Genomic DNA, 18,540 nt, shown 5'->3' with positions numbered 1-18,540 from the left:
CGCGCAGGTTTTCATATGATTTCAATCAAGGCCTCAGGCAATGCAAGACATGCGAGAAAAATGGAAAAAGCAAGGCGGAGCCGGGGTATGCGGCCATCGACGATCGTGGTGCGCCCCGCGCCAGGGCGCAAGAGCCGCGCCATCGTCCGATTCGGGGCAATCACCGTCCCTGCCGCCATCGGTCGTTCGGGCCGTACCATCCTCAAACGCGAGGGCGACGGCGCCACGCCGATTGCCGCGATGCGGCTGATTTCCGGTTTCCGGCGCGGTGAACGGAACGGTCAACTCACCACTTCGCTTCCCATTCGCCGCATCCGCGCAGACATGCTCTGGTGCGACCAGCCCGGCAACGCCAACTACAACCGCCTCGTGCGGGCGCCATTCGGCGCAAGTCATGAGCAGATGCGGCGCAGCGACGGCCTCTACGATATCTGCCTTGTCATGGACTGGAACATTTCCTCGCGGGCGCGCCATCGCGGCTCGGCGATCTTCTTCCATCTCATCAAGCCGGGCTACGAGCCGACGGCCGGCTGCGTGGCTGTAAGCCTGCGTGACATGCGCCGCCTTCTGCCTCACCTTCGAAGGGGGACGATTGTCCGGGTCGTCTGATTGTCTTCAGGATGCCGCCACCTATATGGTTCCGGTGACCGGACGCTCCGGCTGAAATGCGTTCCGGGACGTCCGCAGGTGCGGGCGCAATCCATGCCTCGTCCAATTCTTCAAGCGCCCGGAGATATATTGTGACCCCACAACCCATCATCACTTTCCATGACGGACATTCCATTCCCCAGGTCGGTCTCGGCGTCTGGCAGACGCCGCAGGAGATTGCCGCGCCAACGGTACGCACTGCCATTGCCGCCGGCTATCGGCATATCGACACGGCTTCTGGTTACGACAATGAAGAGGGTGTCGGCGAAGGTATCCGCTCGTCCGGCCTCGACCGCAAGGATATCTTCGTCACCACCAAGCTCAGGAATACCGACCAGGGCTACGACAATGCGTTGCGCGCCTTCGACGGCAGCCTCAAGAAGCTCGGCTCCGACCATGTCGACCTCTATCTCATTCACTGGCCGTCGCCGCATCGCGGCCTCTACACCGAAACCTGGAAGGCATTCGTGCGCATCCGCGACGAGGGCCGCGCTCGCTCGATCGGCGTGTCGAATTTCTATCCCGAACATCTCGAACGCATCATCGGCGAGACCGGCGTCGTTCCGGTCATCAATCAGATCGAGCTGCACCCCGACTTCCAGCAGAGGGCGGCCCAGGAAGCTCACAAGAAACTTGATATCGTCACCGAATCCTGGAGCCCGCTCGGCCAGGGCAAGTTCATTTCGAACCCGGCCATCGGCGCGATCGCCAACAAGCATCGGAAGACGCCGGCCCAGGTCATCATCCGCTGGCATATCGATACCGGCCTCGTCGTCATCCCGAAATCGGTCACGCCATCGCGCATCGAAGAGAACTTCCAGGTGTTCGACTTCAAGCTCGATGCCGACGACATGGCGGCGATCGCCAAGCTCGACACTGCCGGCGCCCGCATGGGGCCGGATCCGATGACGGCGGCTTTCTGATCGCCGATTGCGCGAATACCGTCGATCGGCTGTCGGCGCTCCAATAAGAAACCGCCCGATGCGCTGAGACGCATCGGGCGGCTTTATCTTTCATTCCGCCGGACGGGTCAGTTCCATTCCCGGATATCGACGAAGTGCCCGGCGATCGCGGCGGCGGCGGCCATGGTCGGGGAGACGAGATGCGTGCGGCCCTTGAAGCCCTGACGGCCTTCGAAATTGCGGTTCGAGGTCGAGGCGCAACGCTCGCCCGGCTTCAGGCGGTCATCGTTCATGGCAAGGCACATGGAGCATCCCGGCTCACGCCAGTCAAAACCTGCGGCCTTGAAGATCTTGTCGAGGCCTTCGGCTTCCGCCTGTTCCTTGACGAGGCCGGAACCTGGAACGATCATCGCGTTGACGGTCGAGGCGACGGTCTTGCCCTCCACGACCTTGGCGGCGGCGCGCAGGTCTTCGATGCGGCCGTTGGTGCACGAGCCGATGAAGACGCGATCGACAGCGATGTCGGTCATCTTCGTGCCCGGCTTCAGGCCCATATAGTCAAGCGCACGCCACTTGGAGGCACGCTTCGTTTCGTCCTGGATTTCATCCGGATTCGGCACGATGCCCTGGACGGAGACGACGTCCTCAGGCGAGGAGCCCCAGGAGACGATCGGCGGCAGTTCGGCGGCGTTCAGCTTGACGACGCGGTCGAAATGAGCGCCTTCGTCTGATTTCAACGTCTTCCAATAGGCGATCGCCTGTTCCAGCGCTTCGCCCTTCGGCGCGCGCGGCTTGCCCTTGATATATTCGAAGGTGACTTCGTCAGGGGCGATGAGACCGGCGCGGGCGCCGCCTTCGATCGACATGTTGCAGATCGTCATGCGGCCTTCCATCGACAGCGCACGGATCGCTTCGCCGGCATATTCGATGACGTAGCCGGTGCCGCCTGCGGTGCCGATCTCGCCGATGATGGCCAGAACGATATCCTTGGCGGTGACGCCCGCCGGCAGCTGGCCGTCGACCTGCACCAGCATGTTCTTGGCCTTTTTCTGGATCAGCGTCTGGGTGGCGAGAACGTGCTCGACTTCAGACGTGCCGATGCCGTGGGCGAGAGAGCCGAAGGCGCCATGGGTGGAGGTGTGGCTGTCGCCGCAGACGATCGTCATGCCCGGCAGGGTGAAGCCCTGTTCCGGCCCGATGATGTGAACGATGCCCTGGCGCTTATCGTTTTCCGAATAATATTCGACGTTGAACTCGGCGGCATTCTTGGCGAGCTGCTCGACCTGAATGCGGCTTTCCTCGTTCTTGATGCCGAGATGGCGATCGGCCGAGGTCGGAACGTTGTGGTCGACGACGGCGAGCGTCTTTTCCGGGGCGCGGACCTTGCGGCCGGACATGCGCAGGCCTTCGAAAGCCTGCGGCGAGGTGACTTCATGGACCAGGTGCCGGTCGATGTAGAGAAGACAGGTGCCGTCTGCCTGCTCGTCGACCAGGTGGTCGTCCCAGATCTTGTCGTAGAGGGTACGCGGTGCGCTCATGGCGGTAAGTCCGTTTTTGGAAGCTTTGGAAAATCGGAAAAAAGCGGATCAGGCTCCGCCGGCCGTCATTCGATCAACGAAGTCGGCTGTTGAGCGCACCGGAGACGCATGCGAAGAACCGCGCCGGCAGGCGATAATGATCCTGCAGCACGAAAATATGCGCGCCAATGCAACTGAACTTGGATTCCATGGCGCTGATATAGCGATTTTTGATCGAAACGGCAATTCGAATCGTGATGTGGCTCAGCGCGGCATCTGCTTCATCTTCTTCTCGATCCGCCGCAGCGCCAGCGACAGGCCGATCGTCAGGATCAGATAGATATAGGTAACGATCGAATAGGTCTCGAAGAAGCGGAACGAGCCGGAGGCATAGACCTTGCCCATCTGCGTGATGTCGGCGACACCGAGGACGGAGACGAGGGATGAATCCTTCACCATCGAGACGAAATCGTTGGAGAGCGGCGGGAGGATGACCCGGATCGCCTGCGGGAAGACGACGAGCCGGAAGCGGCGGTAGCGCGACAGGCCGAGCGACTTTGCCGCCTCGATCTGGCCGATATCGACGGACTGGAAACCGGCGCGGAAGATCTCGGCAATGAAGGAGGAATAGCCGATCATCAACGCGATGATGGCCCGCCACATCAGCGACAGGTCGCGCACCAGGATCGGTTCCGTAACGCCTGATTTCACCAGGGGTGTGATCATGAAGTTATAGGCTGTGACGAAACCGGGGGCACCGACGAAGGCGACGTAGAAGAGCAGCACCAGCATCGGGATGCCGCGGATGATCTCGATGTAGAAGCGGGCGATCTGGCGCAGCACGACGCTGTCCGCCAGGCCAAGCAGCGCGATGCCGAGACCGAGCACCGTTGCCAGGGCAAAGGCGACGAGCGTCACGAACACAGTGACGCCGACGCCATTAACCACGGTGCGGAAGACCTGGGTGTAAATGTCGTTTGTGATGATGACGACGGCGAGAACGATGCCGATCAAGAGAAGGACGGCCAGCCACCAGGGACGGTCGTCCTTCTCATGTCGCGGGGATGGTTGTGGCGCCATCTGCGATCTCTCGAGGGATTATTCGCCCATCTTGTAGTCGAGAAACCACTTCTTGTTCAGCGCCTCGAAGGTGCCGTCAGCCTTCAGCGCTGCGATGGCGGCATTGACGGGGGCGACGAGATCGGAGCCCTTCGGGAAGATGAAGCCGAAATCCTCGGTGCCGAGCGGTTCGCCAACCACCTTCAGGGCGCCATTCGAGGAATCGACATAGCCCTTGGCAGCGACGCTGTCGGTGAGGACGAGATCGACGTCGCCGGTCTTCAAGGCCTGCACGGTTGCACCGAAGGTCTCGAAGAGCTTGATGCGCGGGTTCTGTTCGTTGCCGTCGAGGATTTCATAGACGGCGGTGTAGAATGGCGAGGTGCCGGGCTGGGCGCCGATCAGGCCGTCCTTGAATTCACCGAAGGACTTGGCGTCGGTGAAGCGCTTCTCATCACCGCGCACCAGCATGAATTGCTGCGAGCGCATATAGGGATCGGAGAAGTCAACCTTCTGCTTGCGGTCGTCCTTGATGGTGATGCCGGTCATGCCGATGTTGTACTGACCGTCGGAAACCGCCTGGATCATCGCGTCCCAGCTGGTGTTCTGATATTCGACCTTGAAGTTCAGCCGCTTGGCGATCTCGTTCATCGCATCATATTCCCAGCCAACCGCCTTGCCGGATTTCGGGTCGACGAACTGCAGCGGCGGATAGGCATTTTCGGTGACGACGACGACGCTCTTGCCACCGAGATCCGGCAGTTCGGCGGCCGATGCGACAACAGGTGCAAGCACAAGGGCGGCGAAACTTGCGAGAACGGTGCGACGAAACAGCATAGAACGGCTCCAAAATTGAACGGCAAAAATTGTCACGGATGACCTGCCGAAGGCAAGGCCGCCGGCTGCACGGTCGCGTAAAAAATAGAAAAGGCGATCCGAAGACCGCCTTTCCAGAAACAGAATTTTGCGCAGATCTTATTCTGCGGCCTTCTCGGCTTCGGCTGCAGCAGCTGCTTCCGCCGCGGCCTTGGCTTCTGCAGCTTCTGCTGCTGCCTTTTCGGCGGCGAGCGCCTGGGCGGCTGCAACCTTCTCGGCTTCGATACGGGCCTTTTCCTCGGCGACAGCAGCGCGCTCGGCGTCGTTGAGCTTGCGGGCGCGAACGCCGGTGTCTTCAACGATACGAGCCGACTTGCCGCGACGATCGCGGAGGTAATAGAGCTTGGCGCGACGGACCTTACCGCGGCGAACAACGTCGACGCTTTCGATCATCGGCGAGTAGACCGGGAATACGCGCTCGACGCCTTCGCCGTAGGAGATCTTGCGAACCGTGAAGTTTTCCTGCAGGCCACCACCGGAGCGGGCGATGCAGACGCCTTCATAGGCCTGGACGCGGGTACGGTTGCCTTCCGTGACCTTCACGTTGACGCGGACGGTGTCGCCCGGGGAGAATTCTGGGAGGGTGCGCTTGGCTTCGATCTTAGCGGCCTGTTCGGCCTCGAGCTGCTGGATGATGTTCATCGTCTTAACCTTTGGTTCTTCTGAAACAGCCAGAGCGCTCATACTGTCCTTCGGTCGATGCCTCTGGAGTTTGCCCTTACGGACGGGAGCGGATTCGCCATTCTTTGTTTGCTGGCAGACGGGGCTAGCCCCATTTCCGCGTGCGCCAATACACGAAAGGCCGGGGCTTGTCATCCCTCGCACGACATTTTTGTGAAAAGGACGGCGAAATCAGCCGTTTTTCTCGGTTTTAGCGCTATCGAGCAGGTCCGGCCGCCGTTCCTGCGTCAGCCGCACTGCTTCTTGGTGGCGCCATTTCTCGATGGCTCCGTGGTTGCCCGACGTCAAGACGGAGGGAATTTCCCGGCCTTCCCACTCTTGTGGCCGGGTATAATGGGGATGTTCCAGCAACCCGCCTTCGAAGCTTTCGTGCAGGCCGGAAAGATCGTTGCCCATAACGCCGGGCAGGATGCGGATGATCGCATCAAGCAGGATCAGCGCCGCCGGCTCGCCGCCCGACAGCACGTAATCGCCGATCGAGACTTCTTCCAGTCCGCGCGCCTCGATCACCCGCTGGTCGACGCCCTCGAAGCGACCGCAGACGATGATGAGGCCGTCACCCGCCGCAAGCTCACGCACGCGCTGCTGCGTCAGCGGCCGGCCGCGCGGGCTCATCAGCAGGCGCGGCCGGGGATCATTTTCACCGACACTGTCGATTGCGCGGGCGAGAACGTCAGCCTTCAGCACCATGCCGGCGCCGCCGCCGGCCGGCGTGTCGTCGACAGTGCGGTGCCTGTCGGTGGCGAAATCGCGAATCTGCACCAGATCCAGTGACCATTGCCCACGCTCCATCGCCTTGCCGGCGAGCGAGAAGCCAAGATGCCCCGGAAACATTTCCGGATAAAGTGTCAGTACGCGCGCCCGGAAAGCCATTACTTCTTCTTTTTCGGCTTGTCCGCGGTGAACTGCGAAAGCTCGGGGTCGTCGACCAGTCCCGCCGCCAGCGGATCGATCAGCAGCGTACCGGCTTCGAGATCGATTTCCAGCACAGAGGCTTCCGAGAAGGGAATGAGAACGGGGCGCTTGCCCGGGCCCTTGAGCTCCAGGAGATCGCCGGCGCCGAAATCGAAGACGCCTGTGACCGTTCCGTAGCTGACGCCCTTGTCATCAAGCGCTTCGAGCCCTTCGAGATCGGCATAGTAGAACTCGTCGTCCTCGAGCTCCTCGTCCGGCAGGTTGTCACGCTCGATATAGAGTTCAAGTCCATTCAGCGCTTCGGCGGCGTTGCGGTCGTTGATGCCGCGGAAACGGACGACGACGACGTTCTTCATCTCACGGATTTCGAGGATTTCGAAGCTGCGTCCGTCCGTGCTGTGCAAAAGGCCGTAATCGCCGAGCGCGCTAGGATCGGCCGTGTAGGCCTTGGCGCGCACCTCGCCCCTGAGACCCTGCGCGCCACCGATCGTCGCCATCAAAACCGGGTTTTCAAGCTTTGTCATGGGTTCCTTCACGTGAAGCCGAAAGACAGGTTTCTCATAAACGAAGTGCGGGCGATTGGAAACGAAAACGGGCGGCATGTCGCCATGCCGCCCGCTCGAGAAGGGAATGTCCCGATTTATTCCGCGGCGTCGGCGGCAGCAGCTGCAGCGTCGGCGATCTTCTGGGCCTTTTCGGCGGCGCGTTCCTGGGCGCGCTTGCCGGGCTTTGCCTTGATCGGGTTGTTCTTGGCTTCGCGCTTGGCAACGCCGGCTTCATCGAGGAAGCGCAGAACGCGGTCGGTCGGCTGGGCGCCGTTGTCGATCCAGTGCTTGATGCGCTCGGCGTTCAGCTGAACGCGCTTCTCGTCGTCCTTGGCGAGCATCGGGTTCCAGGAACCGAGGTTTTCGAGGAAGCGGCCGTCACGCGGGCTGCGCGCATCAGCGAGCACGACGTGGTAGTACGGACGCTTCTTGGAGCCACCGCGGGCGAGACGAATTTTCAGTGCCATGTTCTTTACTCCTTAGGCTTTTCTTGACCGCTTCGTAGGGCGGTGTGGTTATCGGGCTGCGGCGCTCTGTTCAGCGTGGTCCGCAGCGATCTGCTCATGATGCCGGATGACTTCCTTGATGACGAAGTTCAGGAACTTCTCGGCGAAATCCGGATCCAAATTGGCGGTCTTCGCCAGCTGGCGAAGGCGTTCGATCTGGTATTCCTCGCGCGCCGGATCGGCCGGCGGCAGATTGTATTTGGCCTTCAGCACGCCGACTTCTTTGGTGCAGCGGAAGCGTTCGGCCAGCATGTGCACGAGAGCGGCATCGATATTGTCGATCGACTGACGATAGCTCGCGAGCTGGGTTTTGACGTTTGGATCAATCATGGGGCAAGCGATCCTTTCACTTCTTCTTCGGCAAGCCGGGCAAGCCCGGGAAACCACCGCCAAGGCCCGGCAGCTTGGCGCCGCCGAGGCCCGGCAAACCAACCGGCAGACCGCCGAGACCGGGCATACCCCCGCCCGGTTTTCCCAAACCCGCCGCTTCCGCCTGCTTCTGCAGGGCTTCGAGCTGACGGGGATCGATATTCGAGAGATCGGGCATGCCGCCCATGCCGCCGCCGCCAAGCCCCATCTTGCCGGCAAGGCCGCCCATCATCTGCTTCATCAGGCCGCCTTTGCCCTTGCCGCCCATCATCTTCATCATGTCGGCCATCTGGCGGTGCATCTTCAGAAGCTTGTTGATGGCGGCGGCATCGGTGCCGGAGCCGGCGGCGATGCGCTTCTTGCGCGAATGCTTGAGCAGGTCGGGATTGGCGCGCTCGGCCTTGGTCATCGATTGGATGATGGCGATCTGGCGGCCGAAAAGCTTGTCGTCGAGGCCGGCTGCGGCCATCTTGTCCTTCATGCCCGCCATGCCGGGCATCATGCCCATGATGCCGCCCATGCCGCCCATCTTCTGCATCTGGCGCAGCTGATCGGCGAGGTCGTCGAGGTCGAACTTGCCCTTGGCCATCTTGGCGGCCATGGCGGCCGCCTTTTCGGCGTCGATATTCTCCGCGGCGCGCTCGACGAGCGAAACGATATCGCCCATGCCGAGAATGCGGTCGGCAATGCGGCGGGGATGGAACTCCTCGAGCTCGCTCATCTTCTCGCCGACGCCGATCAGCTTGATCGGCTTGCCGGTGACGGCGCGCATCGAAAGGGCAGCACCGCCGCGGCCGTCGCCGTCCATGCGGGTCAGCACGAGGCCGGTGATGCCGACGCGTTCGTCAAAATTGCGGGCGAGGTTGACGGCGTCCTGGCCGGTGAGGCTGTCGGCGACCAGGAGGATTTCATGCGGGTTCGAGCGCTTCTTGATGTCGGCCATCTCGACCATCAAGGGCTCGTCGATATGGGTGCGGCCGGCTGTGTCGAGGATGACGACGTCATGGCCGCCGAGCTTGGCCGCCTGCACGGCGCGGGCGGCGATATCGGTCGGCGACTGGCCTGCAATGATCGGCAGCGTGTCGATATTGGCCTGCGCGCCGAGCTGGCGAAGCTGCTCTTGCGCGGCCGGACGGCGCGTGTCGAGCGACGCCATCAGCACCTTTTTCTTCTCGCGCGTCGACAGACGATTGGCGATCTTGGCTGACGTCGTCGTCTTGCCCGAGCCCTGAAGGCCGACCATCATGACGACGACGGGGGCGGCCGCATGCAGGTCGATGCCCACACCTTCGCCGCCCAGCATCTCGATCAGTTCGTCATGGACGATCTTGACGACCATCTGGCCGGGCTTGATCGACTTCAGGATCTCGGCGCCGACGGCTTTTTCACGCACGCGGTCGGTGAAGGAACGCACGACGTCGAGCGCGACGTCGGCCTCCAGCAGCGCGCGGCGAACCTCGCGCAGCGCTGCGGAAACATCGGCTTCCGAAAGCGCGCCACGGCCTGTCAGTCCATTCAGAATGGATCCAAGACGGTCCTGGAGGTTTTCAAACATCGGCTCTTCCTTGATACGTTTCGGGCGGGTTGATCTGCCCGGAAACGTCGTGCTTTTCCTTGACGAAAACAAGACGCAAAGCCAAAAAGCACCCGAGGGCGCATCGCGCTGTCGGGTGTTGACCTCCGGGATCTCAGGTCCCGGTCGGCGGCTCGGAGTCATGCGGCTCGTCGCGGATTGGGCGCGATAAACAGGAAAGCGGCGGGAAAGTCAAGGCGAATGCGGGCGGATGACCGCACAGCGGCCTTTTCGGAAGCGGTGCCACATGGGGCAAGCGGCTAAATTGCCGCTCACAATCCAATTCGCCATTCAGGCCAGTTGCAAAATATTCTGCTTGTGGTTCTACTTTCTACTTAAGTGCGTCCTGTAAATGATTCGTGAATATCCTTGATGCCGGATGATCCGGCGGAGATATCGAATGATCAATGCTGATATTGAAAGTTGGGCGCTGGCACGGGCCCATCATATTGTTCTCAACGAAGGCCTTAGTCTTGCAAAAGCGGCACAGGATCTGGATCGCAAACGATCCCGCTCGCTGGTCTACGAGCTGAGGAAGGTCATCACCGCCGCTATCGTCGAGGCGCATGCGGCGTCCTTCGAAGCCGACGGCGGGCAGCGGTAGAAGACGGACCGCCCGGAGGCTCAGTCGGCTGCAAGGCCTGCATGGCACTCACCCACTGGTAATTCCCTCGCGTTTCCGCCATATACAGCGGAAAGACGGACGGAATGACATCATGAGCGCAACGGTCGGATTCGCGAGGATGAACGGGCTTGGCAACAAGATCCTGGTCGTCGACATGCGCGGGCGGCCTGATAAGCTGACGCCCGCAGCGGCGGTCGCGCTCAATGCCGATCCGCAGACCGAGTTCGACCAGATCATGGCGATCCATGATCCGAAGGCTGAAGGCACCGACGCGTTCATCGATATCCTGAACTCCGATGGCTCGAAGGCGCAGGCTTGCGGCAACGGCACCCGCTGTGTCGTACAGGCGCTTGCCGCCGAGACCGGTCGGAAGGCCTTCACCTTCCAGACGGTCGCCGGCATCCTCAATGCTGTCGAGCACGAGGACGGGACGATCTCCGTCGACATGGGCAAGCCGGTGTTCGATTGGGACAGGATCCCGCTTTCGGAAGAATTCCACGATACCAGCCGCATCGAGCTGCAGATCGGCCCGATCGACAATCCGGTGTTGCATTCGCCTTCGGCCATGTCGATGGGCAACCCGCATGCGATCTTCTGGGTGGACAGGGACGTGATGTCCTATGATCTCGCCCGCTTCGGGCCGCTGCTGGAAAACCATCCGATGTTTCCCGAGCGCGCCAACATCACGCTGGCGCAGGTGACCTCGCCGACATCGATGACGACGCGCACCTGGGAGCGCGGCGCGGGACTGACGCTTGCCTGCGGTTCGGCCGCCTGTTCGGCTGCCGTCAGCGCAGCGCGCACCGGCCGCACCGGCCGCACGGTGACGATCAATGTGGCAAGTGCCAAGCCGCCGGCTACACTTTCGATCGAATGGCGCGAGCGCGACGATCACGTCATCATGACCGGCCCGGCCGAATGGGAATGGTCGGGCAGGCTCGATCCGTCGACCGGCCTGTGGTCGCGTAATGGTACCCGAGAGGTCGAGGCGCAGTGAGCGGCATCGAGGTCATTACCTTCGGCTGCCGCCTCAACACATATGAATCCGAAGTGATGAAGGCGCAGGCCGAGAGGGCCGGGCTCAACAACGCCATCCTGGTCAATACCTGCGCCGTGACCGGCGAGGCCGTGCGCCAGGCCCGCCAGGCGATCCGACGGGCGCGGCGCGACAATCCGCATGCCCGCATCATCGTCACCGGGTGTGCCGCGCAGACGGAAAAACAGACCTTCGCCGCCATGCCGGAGGTCGACGCCGTGCTCGGCAATGAGGAGAAGCTTTCGAGCGCCTCCTATCGCAGCCTACCGGATTTCGGCGTTTCGGCCGAAGAGAAGCTGCGCGTCAACGACATCATGAGCGTCAAGGCGACGGCGCCGCAGATGGTGAGGCACATCGACGGCCATGTGCGCGCCTTCATCCAGGTGCAGAACGGCTGCGACCACCGCTGCACCTTCTGCATCATCCCCTATGGCCGCGGCAATTCCCGCTCCGTGCCGATGGGAGCCGTCGTCGATCAGGCCCGCAAGCTCGCCGACAGCGGTTATCGCGAAATCGTGCTGACCGGGGTCGATGCCACCAGCTATGGCGGCGATCTGCCGGGCGCGCCGACGCTCGGGCTTCTGGCCAAGACGCTCTTGAAGCAGCTTCCGGAGATCCAGCGGCTCAGGCTTTCCTCGATCGACAGTATCGAGGCCGACGCCCATCTGATGGACCTGATCGCCGACGAGCCGCGCTTCATGCCGCATCTGCATCTGTCGCTGCAGCATGGCGACGACATGATCCTGAAGCGGATGAAGCGCCGGCATTCGCGCGCCGATGCGCTACGTTTCATCGAGGAGGCGCGCCGTCTTCGCCCCGAAATGAGCTTCGGCGCCGATATGATCGCCGGTTTCCCGACGGAAACGGAAGAGATGTTCGCCAGTGCCGTGCGGCTCGCCGAAGAGGCTGAAATCGCCCATCTGCATGTCTTTCCCTACAGCCCGCGTCCCGGCACGCCGGCCGCCCGCATGCCGCAGCTCGACCGGTCGCTGGTCAAGGATCGCGCCGCAAGGCTGCGCGCCACTGGACGTAGGCTCCATCAATCCCATCTCGACGGCATGGTCGGAACCCGGCAACGGCTGCTCGTCGAAAACAACGGCCTGGCCCATACGGAAAACTTCACGCTGGTCGCAGCCGCCGGCCTTCGTCCCGGCGAACTTGTGCCGGCGACGATCACCGGCCACAATGGCAAGCATCTCGACATGCAATTGACGGCCGCAGCGGCCTGACTTTCACGGAATCCTCATGGCGCTCAGTTTCATCAAAAAGGTCTTCACCTTCGGCAAGCCGGCTGAAGAGCCCGTGCCCCAGGCGGTCGACAAGGAGCTGGAGCGGCGTTCGCGCGCCGAAGATCTGCCAGTCGGCGATGATCCGGTGCTGCCCGAGGAAATGGATACGGCCGGCGGACCGGCGGCGGATATCGGCGAGGGCGTGACGGAAGAGCATGTCGCGGCAGAGGATACGGAACCACAAAATCTGCCCGCCCCGGACCAGTTGAGCGAAATGGGCGTCGTGCCACTTTCATTGCTGGAGGCAGAGGCTGCCGCGGAGGCGGAAGCCCAGCCGATTGCGGGCAGCGCTACGGAAACACCCCCCTCTGTCCCTTCGGGACATCTCCCCCACAAGGGGGGAGATCATTTGGAGCCTGATGCACCGGCTTTGATCGAAAGGACCGGGGAAGTCGCAGAAGGGCCTGTAGAGGAAATTCCACCTGAGATCGATGAGGTACCGGGCGCCTCTATTCAGCCGATCTCCCCCCTTGTGGGGGAGATGCCCGGCAGGGCAGAGGGGGGCATCACGCCCACCGGGCCTTCCGAGACGACTGCGGAACAGCCGAGGCTGGAATCTCCCGTTCTTCCCAAAGGCTTCGCCACCGGCCCGGCAATCGTCGAACCGCAGCCCATTGCCCCGCAGCCGAAGCTCAGCTGGTTCCAGCGGCTGCGCAACGGTCTGGCGCGCACCTCCTCGCAACTGACCGGTCAGATCACCGCCCTCTTCACCAAGCGCAAGCTCGACGACGAGACGCTGCAAGATCTCGAAGACCTGCTGATCCAGGCCGATCTCGGCGTCGAGACGGCGCTGCGCGTCACCGACACTCTGGCTTCCGAGCGCTACGGCAAGGACGTCACCGGCGAGGATGTCAGCAGGATCATGGCGTCCGAAATCGCCAAGGTTTTGAAACCGGTCGCCAAGCCGCTGCAGCTCGATCTCTCGCACAAGCCGCATGTCATCCTCGTCGTCGGCGTCAACGGCACCGGCAAGACGACGACGATCGGCAAGCTGGCGGCGAAGCTTTCCGGCGCCGGGCTGAAGGTCATGGTGGCTGCCGGCGATACGTTCCGCGCGGCGGCGATCGAGCAACTGAAGATCTGGGCCGAGCGGACCAATTCCGAATTCGTCGGCACCAAGCTCGGCGCCGATGCCGCCGGCCTTGCCTATGACGCCTTCGAACAGGCGAAAACGAAAAAATGCGACGTGTTGATCGTCGATACCGCCGGCCGCCTGCAGAACAAGGCTGAGCTGATGGCCGAGCTCGAGAAGATCGTGCGTGTGCTCGGCAAGCTCGATCCCGACGCGCCGCACACCGTGCTGCAGACGCTCGATGCCACGACCGGGCAGAATGCGCTGAGCCAGGTCGAGATCTTCCGCAATGTCGCCGGCGTCAACGGGCTGATCATGACCAAGCTCGACGGCACGGCGCGCGGCGGCATTCTCGTTGCGATCTCCGCCAAGCACAAGCTGCCGGTCTATTTCATCGGCGTGGGCGAAGGTGTCGACGATCTGGAGCCGTTCGAGGCCGAGGACTTCGCGCACGCCATTGCCGGACTTTCCCAATGATGCCACAGATATGCCGCCGAAAGCCTGCAGGGCATGACGGGAACAGGTTTTCAGGAACAGCAGGTTTGACGAACGCATGACCACCGAAAGCGATATCACCCCGAGCGCGGCTGACCGAAATCATCCGCTGTTGAAGCTGGCGCTGGAGCTCGGGCCGCTGTTGATTTTCTTCTTTGCCAATCTGCGCGGCCAGTGGCTGGTGGAGCGGTTTCCTGCTCTTTCGGAGCTTGGCGGTCCGCTGTTCGTCGCAACCGGGCTCTTCATGGCGGCGACGGTGTTTTCGCTTGTGGTTTCGAAGATCGTGCTCGGCCATCTGCCGATCATGCCCTTCGTTTCCGGCATCGTCGTCGTGATCTTCGGCTCGCTGTCGATCTGGCTGCAGAACGAGACCTTCATCAAGATGAAGCCGACCATTGTCAACACGCTCTTCGGCGTCGCGCTGCTCGGCGGGCTCGCCTTCGGCCGGTCGCTGCTCGGCTACGTCTTCAACGCCGCTTTTCAGCTCGATGCCGAAGGCTGGCGCAAGCTCACCATCCGCTGGGGCATCTTCTTTCTGATCCTCGCCGTGCTGAACGAAGTCGTCTGGCGCAATTTTTCGGACGATACCTGGGTCGCCTTCAAGGTCTGGGGCACGATGCCGATCACCATCATCTTCACGCTGGCGCAGATGCCGCTGGTGCTGAAACATAGCCTCAATCCCGAAACGGACGGCGAAAAGTGAGCGCTGCAGACGTTGAATATCGGATCAGGCACCAGAGTTTCTGGTTCGTCGCCTGCCTTGCGGTCCTGGTCGCCCAAGTCGTCGCCGAGCATCTGATGGGCCGCGTGCCGATCTGCGCCTGCGGCTATGTCAAGCTGTGGGAAGGCGGGGTCAATACCAGCGGCAATTCGCAGCATCTGTCGGATTGGTACACGCCGTCGCATATCATCCACGGCTTCCTGTTCTACGGACTGAGCTATCTGCTTCTGCGCCGCAAGCCGCTGATGGCGCGTCTGCTCTTGGCGCTCGTCATCGAGTCCGGCTGGGAACTGCTGGAGAATTCGCCTCTCATTATCGACCGCTACCGCACGGCGACGATCGCGCTCGATTATTATGGCGACAGCATTTTGAATTCGGCGATGGACACCGTTTTCATGTGCGTCGGCTTCTTTTTTGCATCGCGGGCGCCGGTGGCGCTGACGGTGGCGATCGCCATCTTCTTCGAGATTTTCACCGGCTACGTGATCCGCGATAATCTGACGCTCAACGTGCTGATGCTGATCTGGCCGGTGGAGGCGATCAAGGTCTGGCAGGGTGGGGTTTAGGCCCACGTCGTTGCAAAGACCCTCACCCGGAATGATGCTTACGAAGCCGGCTTCGCCAGCGCCTTTTCCATCGCCGGAAACAGCCCTTCCTTCAGGCTGATATCGTCGAAGGGGCCGACGCGTTTGTAGAGGATGGTGCCGTCGGGGGCGACCAGATAACTTTCCGGGATCCCGTAGACGCCCCAGTCGATCGCCGCCTTGCCGTTCGGGTCGACGCCGATCGCCCGATAGGGATTTCCGAGTTCGCCGAGGAAACGCAGGGCGTTGTCGTTCTTGTCCTTGTAGTTGATGGCGACGATGTTCAGCCGACCGTCCTTCGCCAGTTCCTTCAAGATCGGGTGTTCGTCCCGGCAGGGGATGCACCAGGAGGCAAAGACGTTGACCAGGGTCAGCTTGCCGTTGATCGCCGCATCGGTCAGCGCCGGCAGATTTGCGCCCTCGAGGGGCGGAAGGTTCAGCGCCGGCGCCTTGGTGCCGATCAGGGCCGACGGGATTTCGGCGATGTTCTTGCCATGGAAATCCTGGTCGTAGAGCATCTTTGCGGCCGTCGCGGCAATGGCGCCGAAGACGAACAGCGGCAGAAGCGCCAGGGCGTAGCGGCTAAGTCCGCTCGGCTTGCCGGGCTTGGCTTCGGGTGTTTCGCTCATTCGCCGTCCCTCGCGGGTGCCGAGCGGCGGCGAATGCCCGCGGCTTCGAGGGCTGCGAGCTCACGCCGGCGCGCCCGGCCGTCGGCCCAGGTCCAGAGCGTGACCGCAACAGTCACGAGCGCCGCAAAGCCGTAGGAGGCGTAGACGTAGAAGGCATGCGTCATGATCTACTCCTCCCGGCTCGCCATCCGGGCGGCGAGACGGCGCTGCGCGGCGATCCGGCGGCGCCAGATCTCGTTCCTCATCGCCATGATGTGCAGGGTAAAGAAAAGCAGGGTGAAGGCGATCGCCATGATGAGCAGCGGGCGCAGGAATTCCGGATCGATCGCCGGACCGCCGATCCTGAGCACGCTCGCCGACTGGTGCAGCGTGTTCCACCATTCGACGGAGAACTTGATGATCGGAATGTTGACGAAGCCGACAAGGATGAGCACGGCTGAGACCCGCGCCGCCCTCGACGGATCGTCGATGGCGCGGCTCAGCGCAATCAGGCCGAGATACATCAGAAAGAGCACGAAGACCGAGGTCAGGCGCGCGTCCCACACCCACCAGGTACCCCACATCGGCTTGCCCCAGAGCGAGCCGGTGACCAGCGCGAGCAAGGTGAAGGCGGCGCCGAGCGGGGCTGCGGCCTTGGCGGAGACGTCGGCCAGCGGGTGGCGCCAGACCAGCGTGCCGATCGCCGAGACGCTCATGATCGTGTAGCACATCATCGAAAGCCAGGCGGCAGGCACGTGGATATACATGATCCGAACGGTCTCGCCCTGTTGGTAATCGCCTTCGGTCGAGAAGCTGAGATAGAGGCCGGCCGCGAAACACAGCGCGGTGATGCAAGCCAGCCAAGGAATGACGCGGGCCGCCAGCGCCAGAAATCGCGTCGGATTGGCGAGATCGCTGAATTTACGGATGGCAAGGCTTATGTCGTTCATGGCCGCTTCCTTATCCCTATCCGGCCGTTCCCGCAATCGAGTGACATTCAATCCGACGTGTTTCGCAGCGCGAGCGCAGCGGCGGCCGGGCCGATCACCGCAAAGAACAGCGTCAGCGCAGTCAGGATGAGGAAGGGCGGCAGGAAAGGGGCGGGATCCTCGACCGCGGCATAGGTGGCGCTGACGCCGAAGATCAGCACCGGGATGGTCAGCGGCAGGACCAGGATCGAAACCAGCAGGCCGCCGCGGGGCAGGGCGACGGCAACGGCAGCGCCGACGGCGCCAATGAAGGTAATGGCCGGCGAGCCGACAAGAAGCGTCAGCATGGTCGCGCCGATCGCTGCCTCGTCCATATTCATGAAGAGGCCGAGCAGCGGCGAGGCGATCACCAGCGGCAGGCTGGTGGTGGCCCAATGGGCGAAGCATTTGACCAGCACGGTCAGGACAAGCGGTGTTTCCTGCATCAGCATCAGGTCGAGCGATCCGTCGTCGCGCTCGGCCTGGAACAGGCGGTCAAGGCCGAGAAGGGCGGCAAGCAGCGCGCCAATCCAGACGATGGCCGGCCCGATGCGCGAAAGCAGCTTGAGATCCGGCCCGACGCCGAAGGGGATGACGGCGACGACCGTCAGGAAGAACAGCACGCCGATCAGCGCACCGCCGCCGGCGCGGATGGAAAGTTTCAGGTCGCGGAGGAAGAGGGCAGTCATCCCCACACTCCCTGATCCACGCCGGCAAAGCCCGTCATCTTCAATTCCTGCATATTCTTCAATCCCAGCGGCTGATGTGTCGCCGCGAGTACGATGCCGCCCTTGGCCAGGTGCGCCTCGATCAATCCGGCAAAGAGCCGGTCGGCGCTCGCATCCAGTGCCGCTGTGGGTTCATCGAGGATCCAGACGGGGCGGTGGGCGACGAGCAGCTTGGCGAAGGCGAAGCGGCGTTGCTGGCCGGCGGAGAGATAGCCGAAGGGAAGGTGGGTGATCTCTGAGAGGCCGACGGCTTCGGCTGCCTCCTCAAGGGACAGGCCGGCAGAAGTTTCCGTTTCGTCGAGAAAGGTGCGCCAGAAATCGAGATTCTCTGCAACCGTAAGTTCATTCTTCATTGCGTTTCGATGGCCGAGGTAGTGGCTGACCTCGCCGGGATGCCGGCCTTCCCGGCTGCCGTCGCCATGAAAGACGACAGTGCCTTTTTCCGGCCGCAGGAGGCCGGCAACAACACGCAGCAAAGTGGACTTTCCGGATCCATTTCTCCCCGTCAGCACAAGCGCCTCGCCAGCCGCCAAGTGAAAGGAAAGATTAACGAAAATCAGATCGTCACCGCGCCTTGCGGCCAGATTTTCGGCGGTGAGATGCATGCATCGGTTCTTTCTTCTTTTCTGCTTCCGGACGGGTCAAAAAATGTCCGATTTTGCTCGTTTCCGGGTATGGCAAGTTTTTAGGAAATTATCTATAAGACCTGCAACCACGCCAGCGGTCGGCGTGAATTTCATCCTTGCGCCGAACTTGGAGCATCTGCTCCACGTGCGGACAGCGGAAATGGCCGTACCCGCATCCTGATGTGCATTAAGTGCAT

General features: G+C 62.1%; 22 protein-coding genes. 8 read left to right on the top strand and 14 right to left on the bottom strand.

Going from position 1 to position 18,540, the window contains the following annotated elements; all coding sequences use genetic code 11:
- The first annotated feature begins 87 nt into the window (after positions 1-87).
- Together B5E41_RS03205 and B5E41_RS03200 are read left to right on the top strand one after the other, a co-directional pair.
- On the top strand, positions 88-609 hold the full coding sequence (locus B5E41_RS03205) for a L,D-transpeptidase family protein (RefSeq protein WP_088391008.1): 522 nt from the start codon (positions 88-90) through the stop codon (positions 607-609).
- 131 nt (positions 610-740) lie between these two features.
- Positions 741-1,571 (top strand): aldo/keto reductase, encoded by an 831-nt coding sequence (locus B5E41_RS03200; RefSeq protein WP_088391006.1) that lies wholly within the window; start codon positions 741-743, stop codon positions 1,569-1,571.
- 107 nt (positions 1,572-1,678) lie between these two features.
- Here B5E41_RS03200 and leuC read toward each other — a convergent pair whose 3' ends face one another.
- The 9 genes from leuC to ffh all read right to left on the bottom strand — a co-directional run bounded on the left by leuC (position 1,679) and on the right by ffh (position 9,573).
- Entirely contained in the window at positions 1,679-3,088 is a 1,410-nt protein-coding gene (gene leuC / locus B5E41_RS03195; protein WP_088391004.1) for a 3-isopropylmalate dehydratase large subunit, read from the bottom strand.
- Between the two features lie 243 nt (positions 3,089-3,331).
- A complete protein-coding gene (locus B5E41_RS03185; RefSeq protein ID WP_088391002.1) occupies positions 3,332-4,147 on the bottom strand; it encodes an amino acid ABC transporter permease in 816 nt (271 codons plus the stop codon).
- 18 nt (positions 4,148-4,165) lie between these two features.
- Entirely contained in the window at positions 4,166-4,963 is a 798-nt protein-coding gene (locus B5E41_RS03180) for a basic amino acid ABC transporter substrate-binding protein (protein WP_088391000.1), read from the bottom strand.
- 138 nt (positions 4,964-5,101) lie between these two features.
- Positions 5,102-5,644 (bottom strand): 50S ribosomal protein L19, encoded by a 543-nt coding sequence (gene rplS / locus B5E41_RS03175; protein ID WP_064805537.1) that lies wholly within the window; start codon positions 5,642-5,644, stop codon positions 5,102-5,104.
- A 210-nt stretch (positions 5,645-5,854) separates the two neighbouring features.
- Positions 5,855-6,556 carry a tRNA (guanosine(37)-N1)-methyltransferase TrmD gene (gene trmD, locus B5E41_RS03170; RefSeq protein WP_088390998.1) on the bottom strand — a complete coding sequence of 234 codons (702 nt, stop codon included), beginning with the start codon at positions 6,554-6,556 and terminating at the stop codon, positions 5,855-5,857.
- Positions 6,556-7,122, bottom strand: a complete 567-nt coding sequence (gene rimM / locus B5E41_RS03165; protein WP_064811781.1) for a ribosome maturation factor RimM — start codon at positions 7,120-7,122, stop codon at positions 6,556-6,558. Before rimM ends, trmD begins: the two co-directional genes overlap by 1 nt.
- Positions 7,123-7,238: 116 nt before the next feature.
- Positions 7,239-7,610, bottom strand: a complete 372-nt coding sequence (rpsP, locus tag B5E41_RS03160) for a 30S ribosomal protein S16 (RefSeq protein WP_064805533.1) — start codon at positions 7,608-7,610, stop codon at positions 7,239-7,241.
- A gap of 48 nt (positions 7,611-7,658) precedes the next feature.
- Positions 7,659-7,979 (bottom strand): chorismate mutase, encoded by a 321-nt coding sequence (locus B5E41_RS03155; RefSeq protein ID WP_088390996.1) that lies wholly within the window; start codon positions 7,977-7,979, stop codon positions 7,659-7,661.
- A 16-nt stretch (positions 7,980-7,995) separates the two neighbouring features.
- The gene (gene ffh / locus B5E41_RS03150) at positions 7,996-9,573 is read right to left on the bottom strand and encodes a signal recognition particle protein (protein WP_088390994.1); all 1,578 of its coding nucleotides are present in this window, start codon (positions 9,571-9,573) and stop codon (positions 7,996-7,998) included.
- Positions 9,574-9,970: 397 nt separating this feature from the next.
- On the opposite strand from ffh, the gene B5E41_RS03145 reads away from it, so the two are divergent.
- The 6 genes from B5E41_RS03145 to B5E41_RS03120 all read left to right on the top strand — a co-directional run bounded on the left by B5E41_RS03145 (position 9,971) and on the right by B5E41_RS03120 (position 15,395).
- On the top strand, positions 9,971-10,195 hold the full coding sequence (locus B5E41_RS03145) for a hypothetical protein (RefSeq protein WP_064805530.1): 225 nt from the start codon (positions 9,971-9,973) through the stop codon (positions 10,193-10,195).
- A gap of 112 nt (positions 10,196-10,307) precedes the next feature.
- Positions 10,308-11,213: a diaminopimelate epimerase gene (gene dapF, locus B5E41_RS03140; protein ID WP_088390992.1), complete on the top strand. Its 906-nt coding sequence runs from the start codon at positions 10,308-10,310 to the stop codon at positions 11,211-11,213.
- On the top strand, positions 11,210-12,481 hold the full coding sequence (gene mtaB, locus B5E41_RS03135; RefSeq protein WP_088390990.1) for a tRNA (N(6)-L-threonylcarbamoyladenosine(37)-C(2))-methylthiotransferase MtaB: 1,272 nt from the start codon (positions 11,210-11,212) through the stop codon (positions 12,479-12,481). Before dapF ends, mtaB begins: the two co-directional genes overlap by 4 nt.
- Before the next feature lie 16 nt (positions 12,482-12,497).
- Complete coding sequence (gene ftsY / locus B5E41_RS03130; protein ID WP_088390988.1) at positions 12,498-14,090, top strand: signal recognition particle-docking protein FtsY; 1,593 nt, start codon at positions 12,498-12,500, stop codon at positions 14,088-14,090.
- A gap of 76 nt (positions 14,091-14,166) precedes the next feature.
- A complete protein-coding gene (locus tag B5E41_RS03125) occupies positions 14,167-14,811 on the top strand; it encodes a septation protein A (RefSeq protein ID WP_088390986.1) in 645 nt (214 codons plus the stop codon).
- Complete coding sequence (locus B5E41_RS03120) at positions 14,808-15,395, top strand: DUF2585 domain-containing protein (RefSeq protein ID WP_088390984.1); 588 nt, start codon at positions 14,808-14,810, stop codon at positions 15,393-15,395. Before B5E41_RS03125 ends, B5E41_RS03120 begins: the two co-directional genes overlap by 4 nt.
- Before the next feature lie 38 nt (positions 15,396-15,433).
- On the opposite strand, the gene B5E41_RS03115 is transcribed toward B5E41_RS03120, so the two are convergent.
- Genes B5E41_RS03115 through ccmA form a run of 5 tightly spaced genes read right to left on the bottom strand, consistent with a single transcriptional unit; the run spans position 15,434 to position 18,322 of the window.
- Positions 15,434-16,042, bottom strand: a complete 609-nt coding sequence (locus tag B5E41_RS03115; RefSeq protein WP_088390982.1) for a DsbE family thiol:disulfide interchange protein — start codon at positions 16,040-16,042, stop codon at positions 15,434-15,436.
- Positions 16,039-16,206: a heme exporter protein CcmD gene (ccmD, locus tag B5E41_RS03110; protein WP_064811520.1), complete on the bottom strand. Its 168-nt coding sequence runs from the start codon at positions 16,204-16,206 to the stop codon at positions 16,039-16,041. Before ccmD ends, B5E41_RS03115 begins: the two co-directional genes overlap by 4 nt.
- A 3-nt stretch (positions 16,207-16,209) precedes the next feature.
- On the bottom strand, positions 16,210-16,971 hold the full coding sequence (locus B5E41_RS03105; protein ID WP_064828670.1) for a heme ABC transporter permease: 762 nt from the start codon (positions 16,969-16,971) through the stop codon (positions 16,210-16,212).
- Between the two features lie 47 nt (positions 16,972-17,018).
- A complete protein-coding gene (gene ccmB / locus B5E41_RS03100) occupies positions 17,019-17,678 on the bottom strand; it encodes a heme exporter protein CcmB (protein WP_088390980.1) in 660 nt (219 codons plus the stop codon).
- Positions 17,675-18,322, bottom strand: a complete 648-nt coding sequence (ccmA, locus tag B5E41_RS03095; protein ID WP_088390978.1) for a heme ABC exporter ATP-binding protein CcmA — start codon at positions 18,320-18,322, stop codon at positions 17,675-17,677. The genes ccmB and ccmA overlap by 4 nt, the downstream gene beginning before the upstream one ends.
- Positions 18,323-18,540: the final 218 nt, after the last annotated feature.

The sequence above is a fragment of the Rhizobium esperanzae genome, assembly GCF_002204185.1.
Taxonomy (GTDB): domain Bacteria; phylum Pseudomonadota; class Alphaproteobacteria; order Rhizobiales; family Rhizobiaceae; genus Rhizobium; species Rhizobium esperanzae.
Note: the sequence above shows the minus strand (reverse complement) of the source record. Positions and strands in the feature narration are given on the sequence as shown.

Excerpts from the sequence above, each read along its gene's own strand:
- B5E41_RS03205 (WP_088391008.1), top strand. The coding sequence starts at position 88 with ATGCGGCCATCGACGATCGTGGTGCGCCCCGCGCCAGGGCGCAAGAGC.
- leuC (WP_088391004.1), bottom strand. The coding sequence starts at position 3,088 with ATGAGCGCACCGCGTACCCTCTACGACAAGATCTGGGACGACCACCTG.
- B5E41_RS03185 (WP_088391002.1), bottom strand. The coding sequence starts at position 4,147 with ATGGCGCCACAACCATCCCCGCGACATGAGAAGGACGACCGTCCCTGG.
- B5E41_RS03180 (WP_088391000.1), bottom strand. The coding sequence starts at position 4,963 with ATGCTGTTTCGTCGCACCGTTCTCGCAAGTTTCGCCGCCCTTGTGCTT.
- rplS (WP_064805537.1), bottom strand. The coding sequence starts at position 5,644 with ATGAACATCATCCAGCAGCTCGAGGCCGAACAGGCCGCTAAGATCGAA.
- trmD (WP_088390998.1), bottom strand. The coding sequence starts at position 6,556 with ATGGCTTTCCGGGCGCGCGTACTGACACTTTATCCGGAAATGTTTCCG.
- rimM (WP_064811781.1), bottom strand. The coding sequence starts at position 7,122 with ATGACAAAGCTTGAAAACCCGGTTTTGATGGCGACGATCGGTGGCGCG.
- rpsP (WP_064805533.1), bottom strand. The coding sequence starts at position 7,610 with ATGGCACTGAAAATTCGTCTCGCCCGCGGTGGCTCCAAGAAGCGTCCG.
- B5E41_RS03155 (WP_088390996.1), bottom strand. The coding sequence starts at position 7,979 with ATGATTGATCCAAACGTCAAAACCCAGCTCGCGAGCTATCGTCAGTCG.
- ffh (WP_088390994.1), bottom strand. The coding sequence starts at position 9,573 with ATGTTTGAAAACCTCCAGGACCGTCTTGGATCCATTCTGAATGGACTG.
- B5E41_RS03145 (WP_064805530.1), top strand. The coding sequence starts at position 9,971 with ATGATCCGGCGGAGATATCGAATGATCAATGCTGATATTGAAAGTTGG.
- dapF (WP_088390992.1), top strand. The coding sequence starts at position 10,308 with ATGAGCGCAACGGTCGGATTCGCGAGGATGAACGGGCTTGGCAACAAG.
- ftsY (WP_088390988.1), top strand. The coding sequence starts at position 12,498 with ATGGCGCTCAGTTTCATCAAAAAGGTCTTCACCTTCGGCAAGCCGGCT.
- B5E41_RS03125 (WP_088390986.1), top strand. The coding sequence starts at position 14,167 with ATGACCACCGAAAGCGATATCACCCCGAGCGCGGCTGACCGAAATCAT.
- B5E41_RS03115 (WP_088390982.1), bottom strand. The coding sequence starts at position 16,042 with ATGAGCGAAACACCCGAAGCCAAGCCCGGCAAGCCGAGCGGACTTAGC.
- ccmD (WP_064811520.1), bottom strand. The coding sequence starts at position 16,206 with ATGACGCATGCCTTCTACGTCTACGCCTCCTACGGCTTTGCGGCGCTC.
- B5E41_RS03105 (WP_064828670.1), bottom strand. The coding sequence starts at position 16,971 with ATGAACGACATAAGCCTTGCCATCCGTAAATTCAGCGATCTCGCCAAT.
- ccmB (WP_088390980.1), bottom strand. The coding sequence starts at position 17,678 with ATGACTGCCCTCTTCCTCCGCGACCTGAAACTTTCCATCCGCGCCGGC.
- ccmA (WP_088390978.1), bottom strand. The coding sequence starts at position 18,322 with ATGCATCTCACCGCCGAAAATCTGGCCGCAAGGCGCGGTGACGATCTG.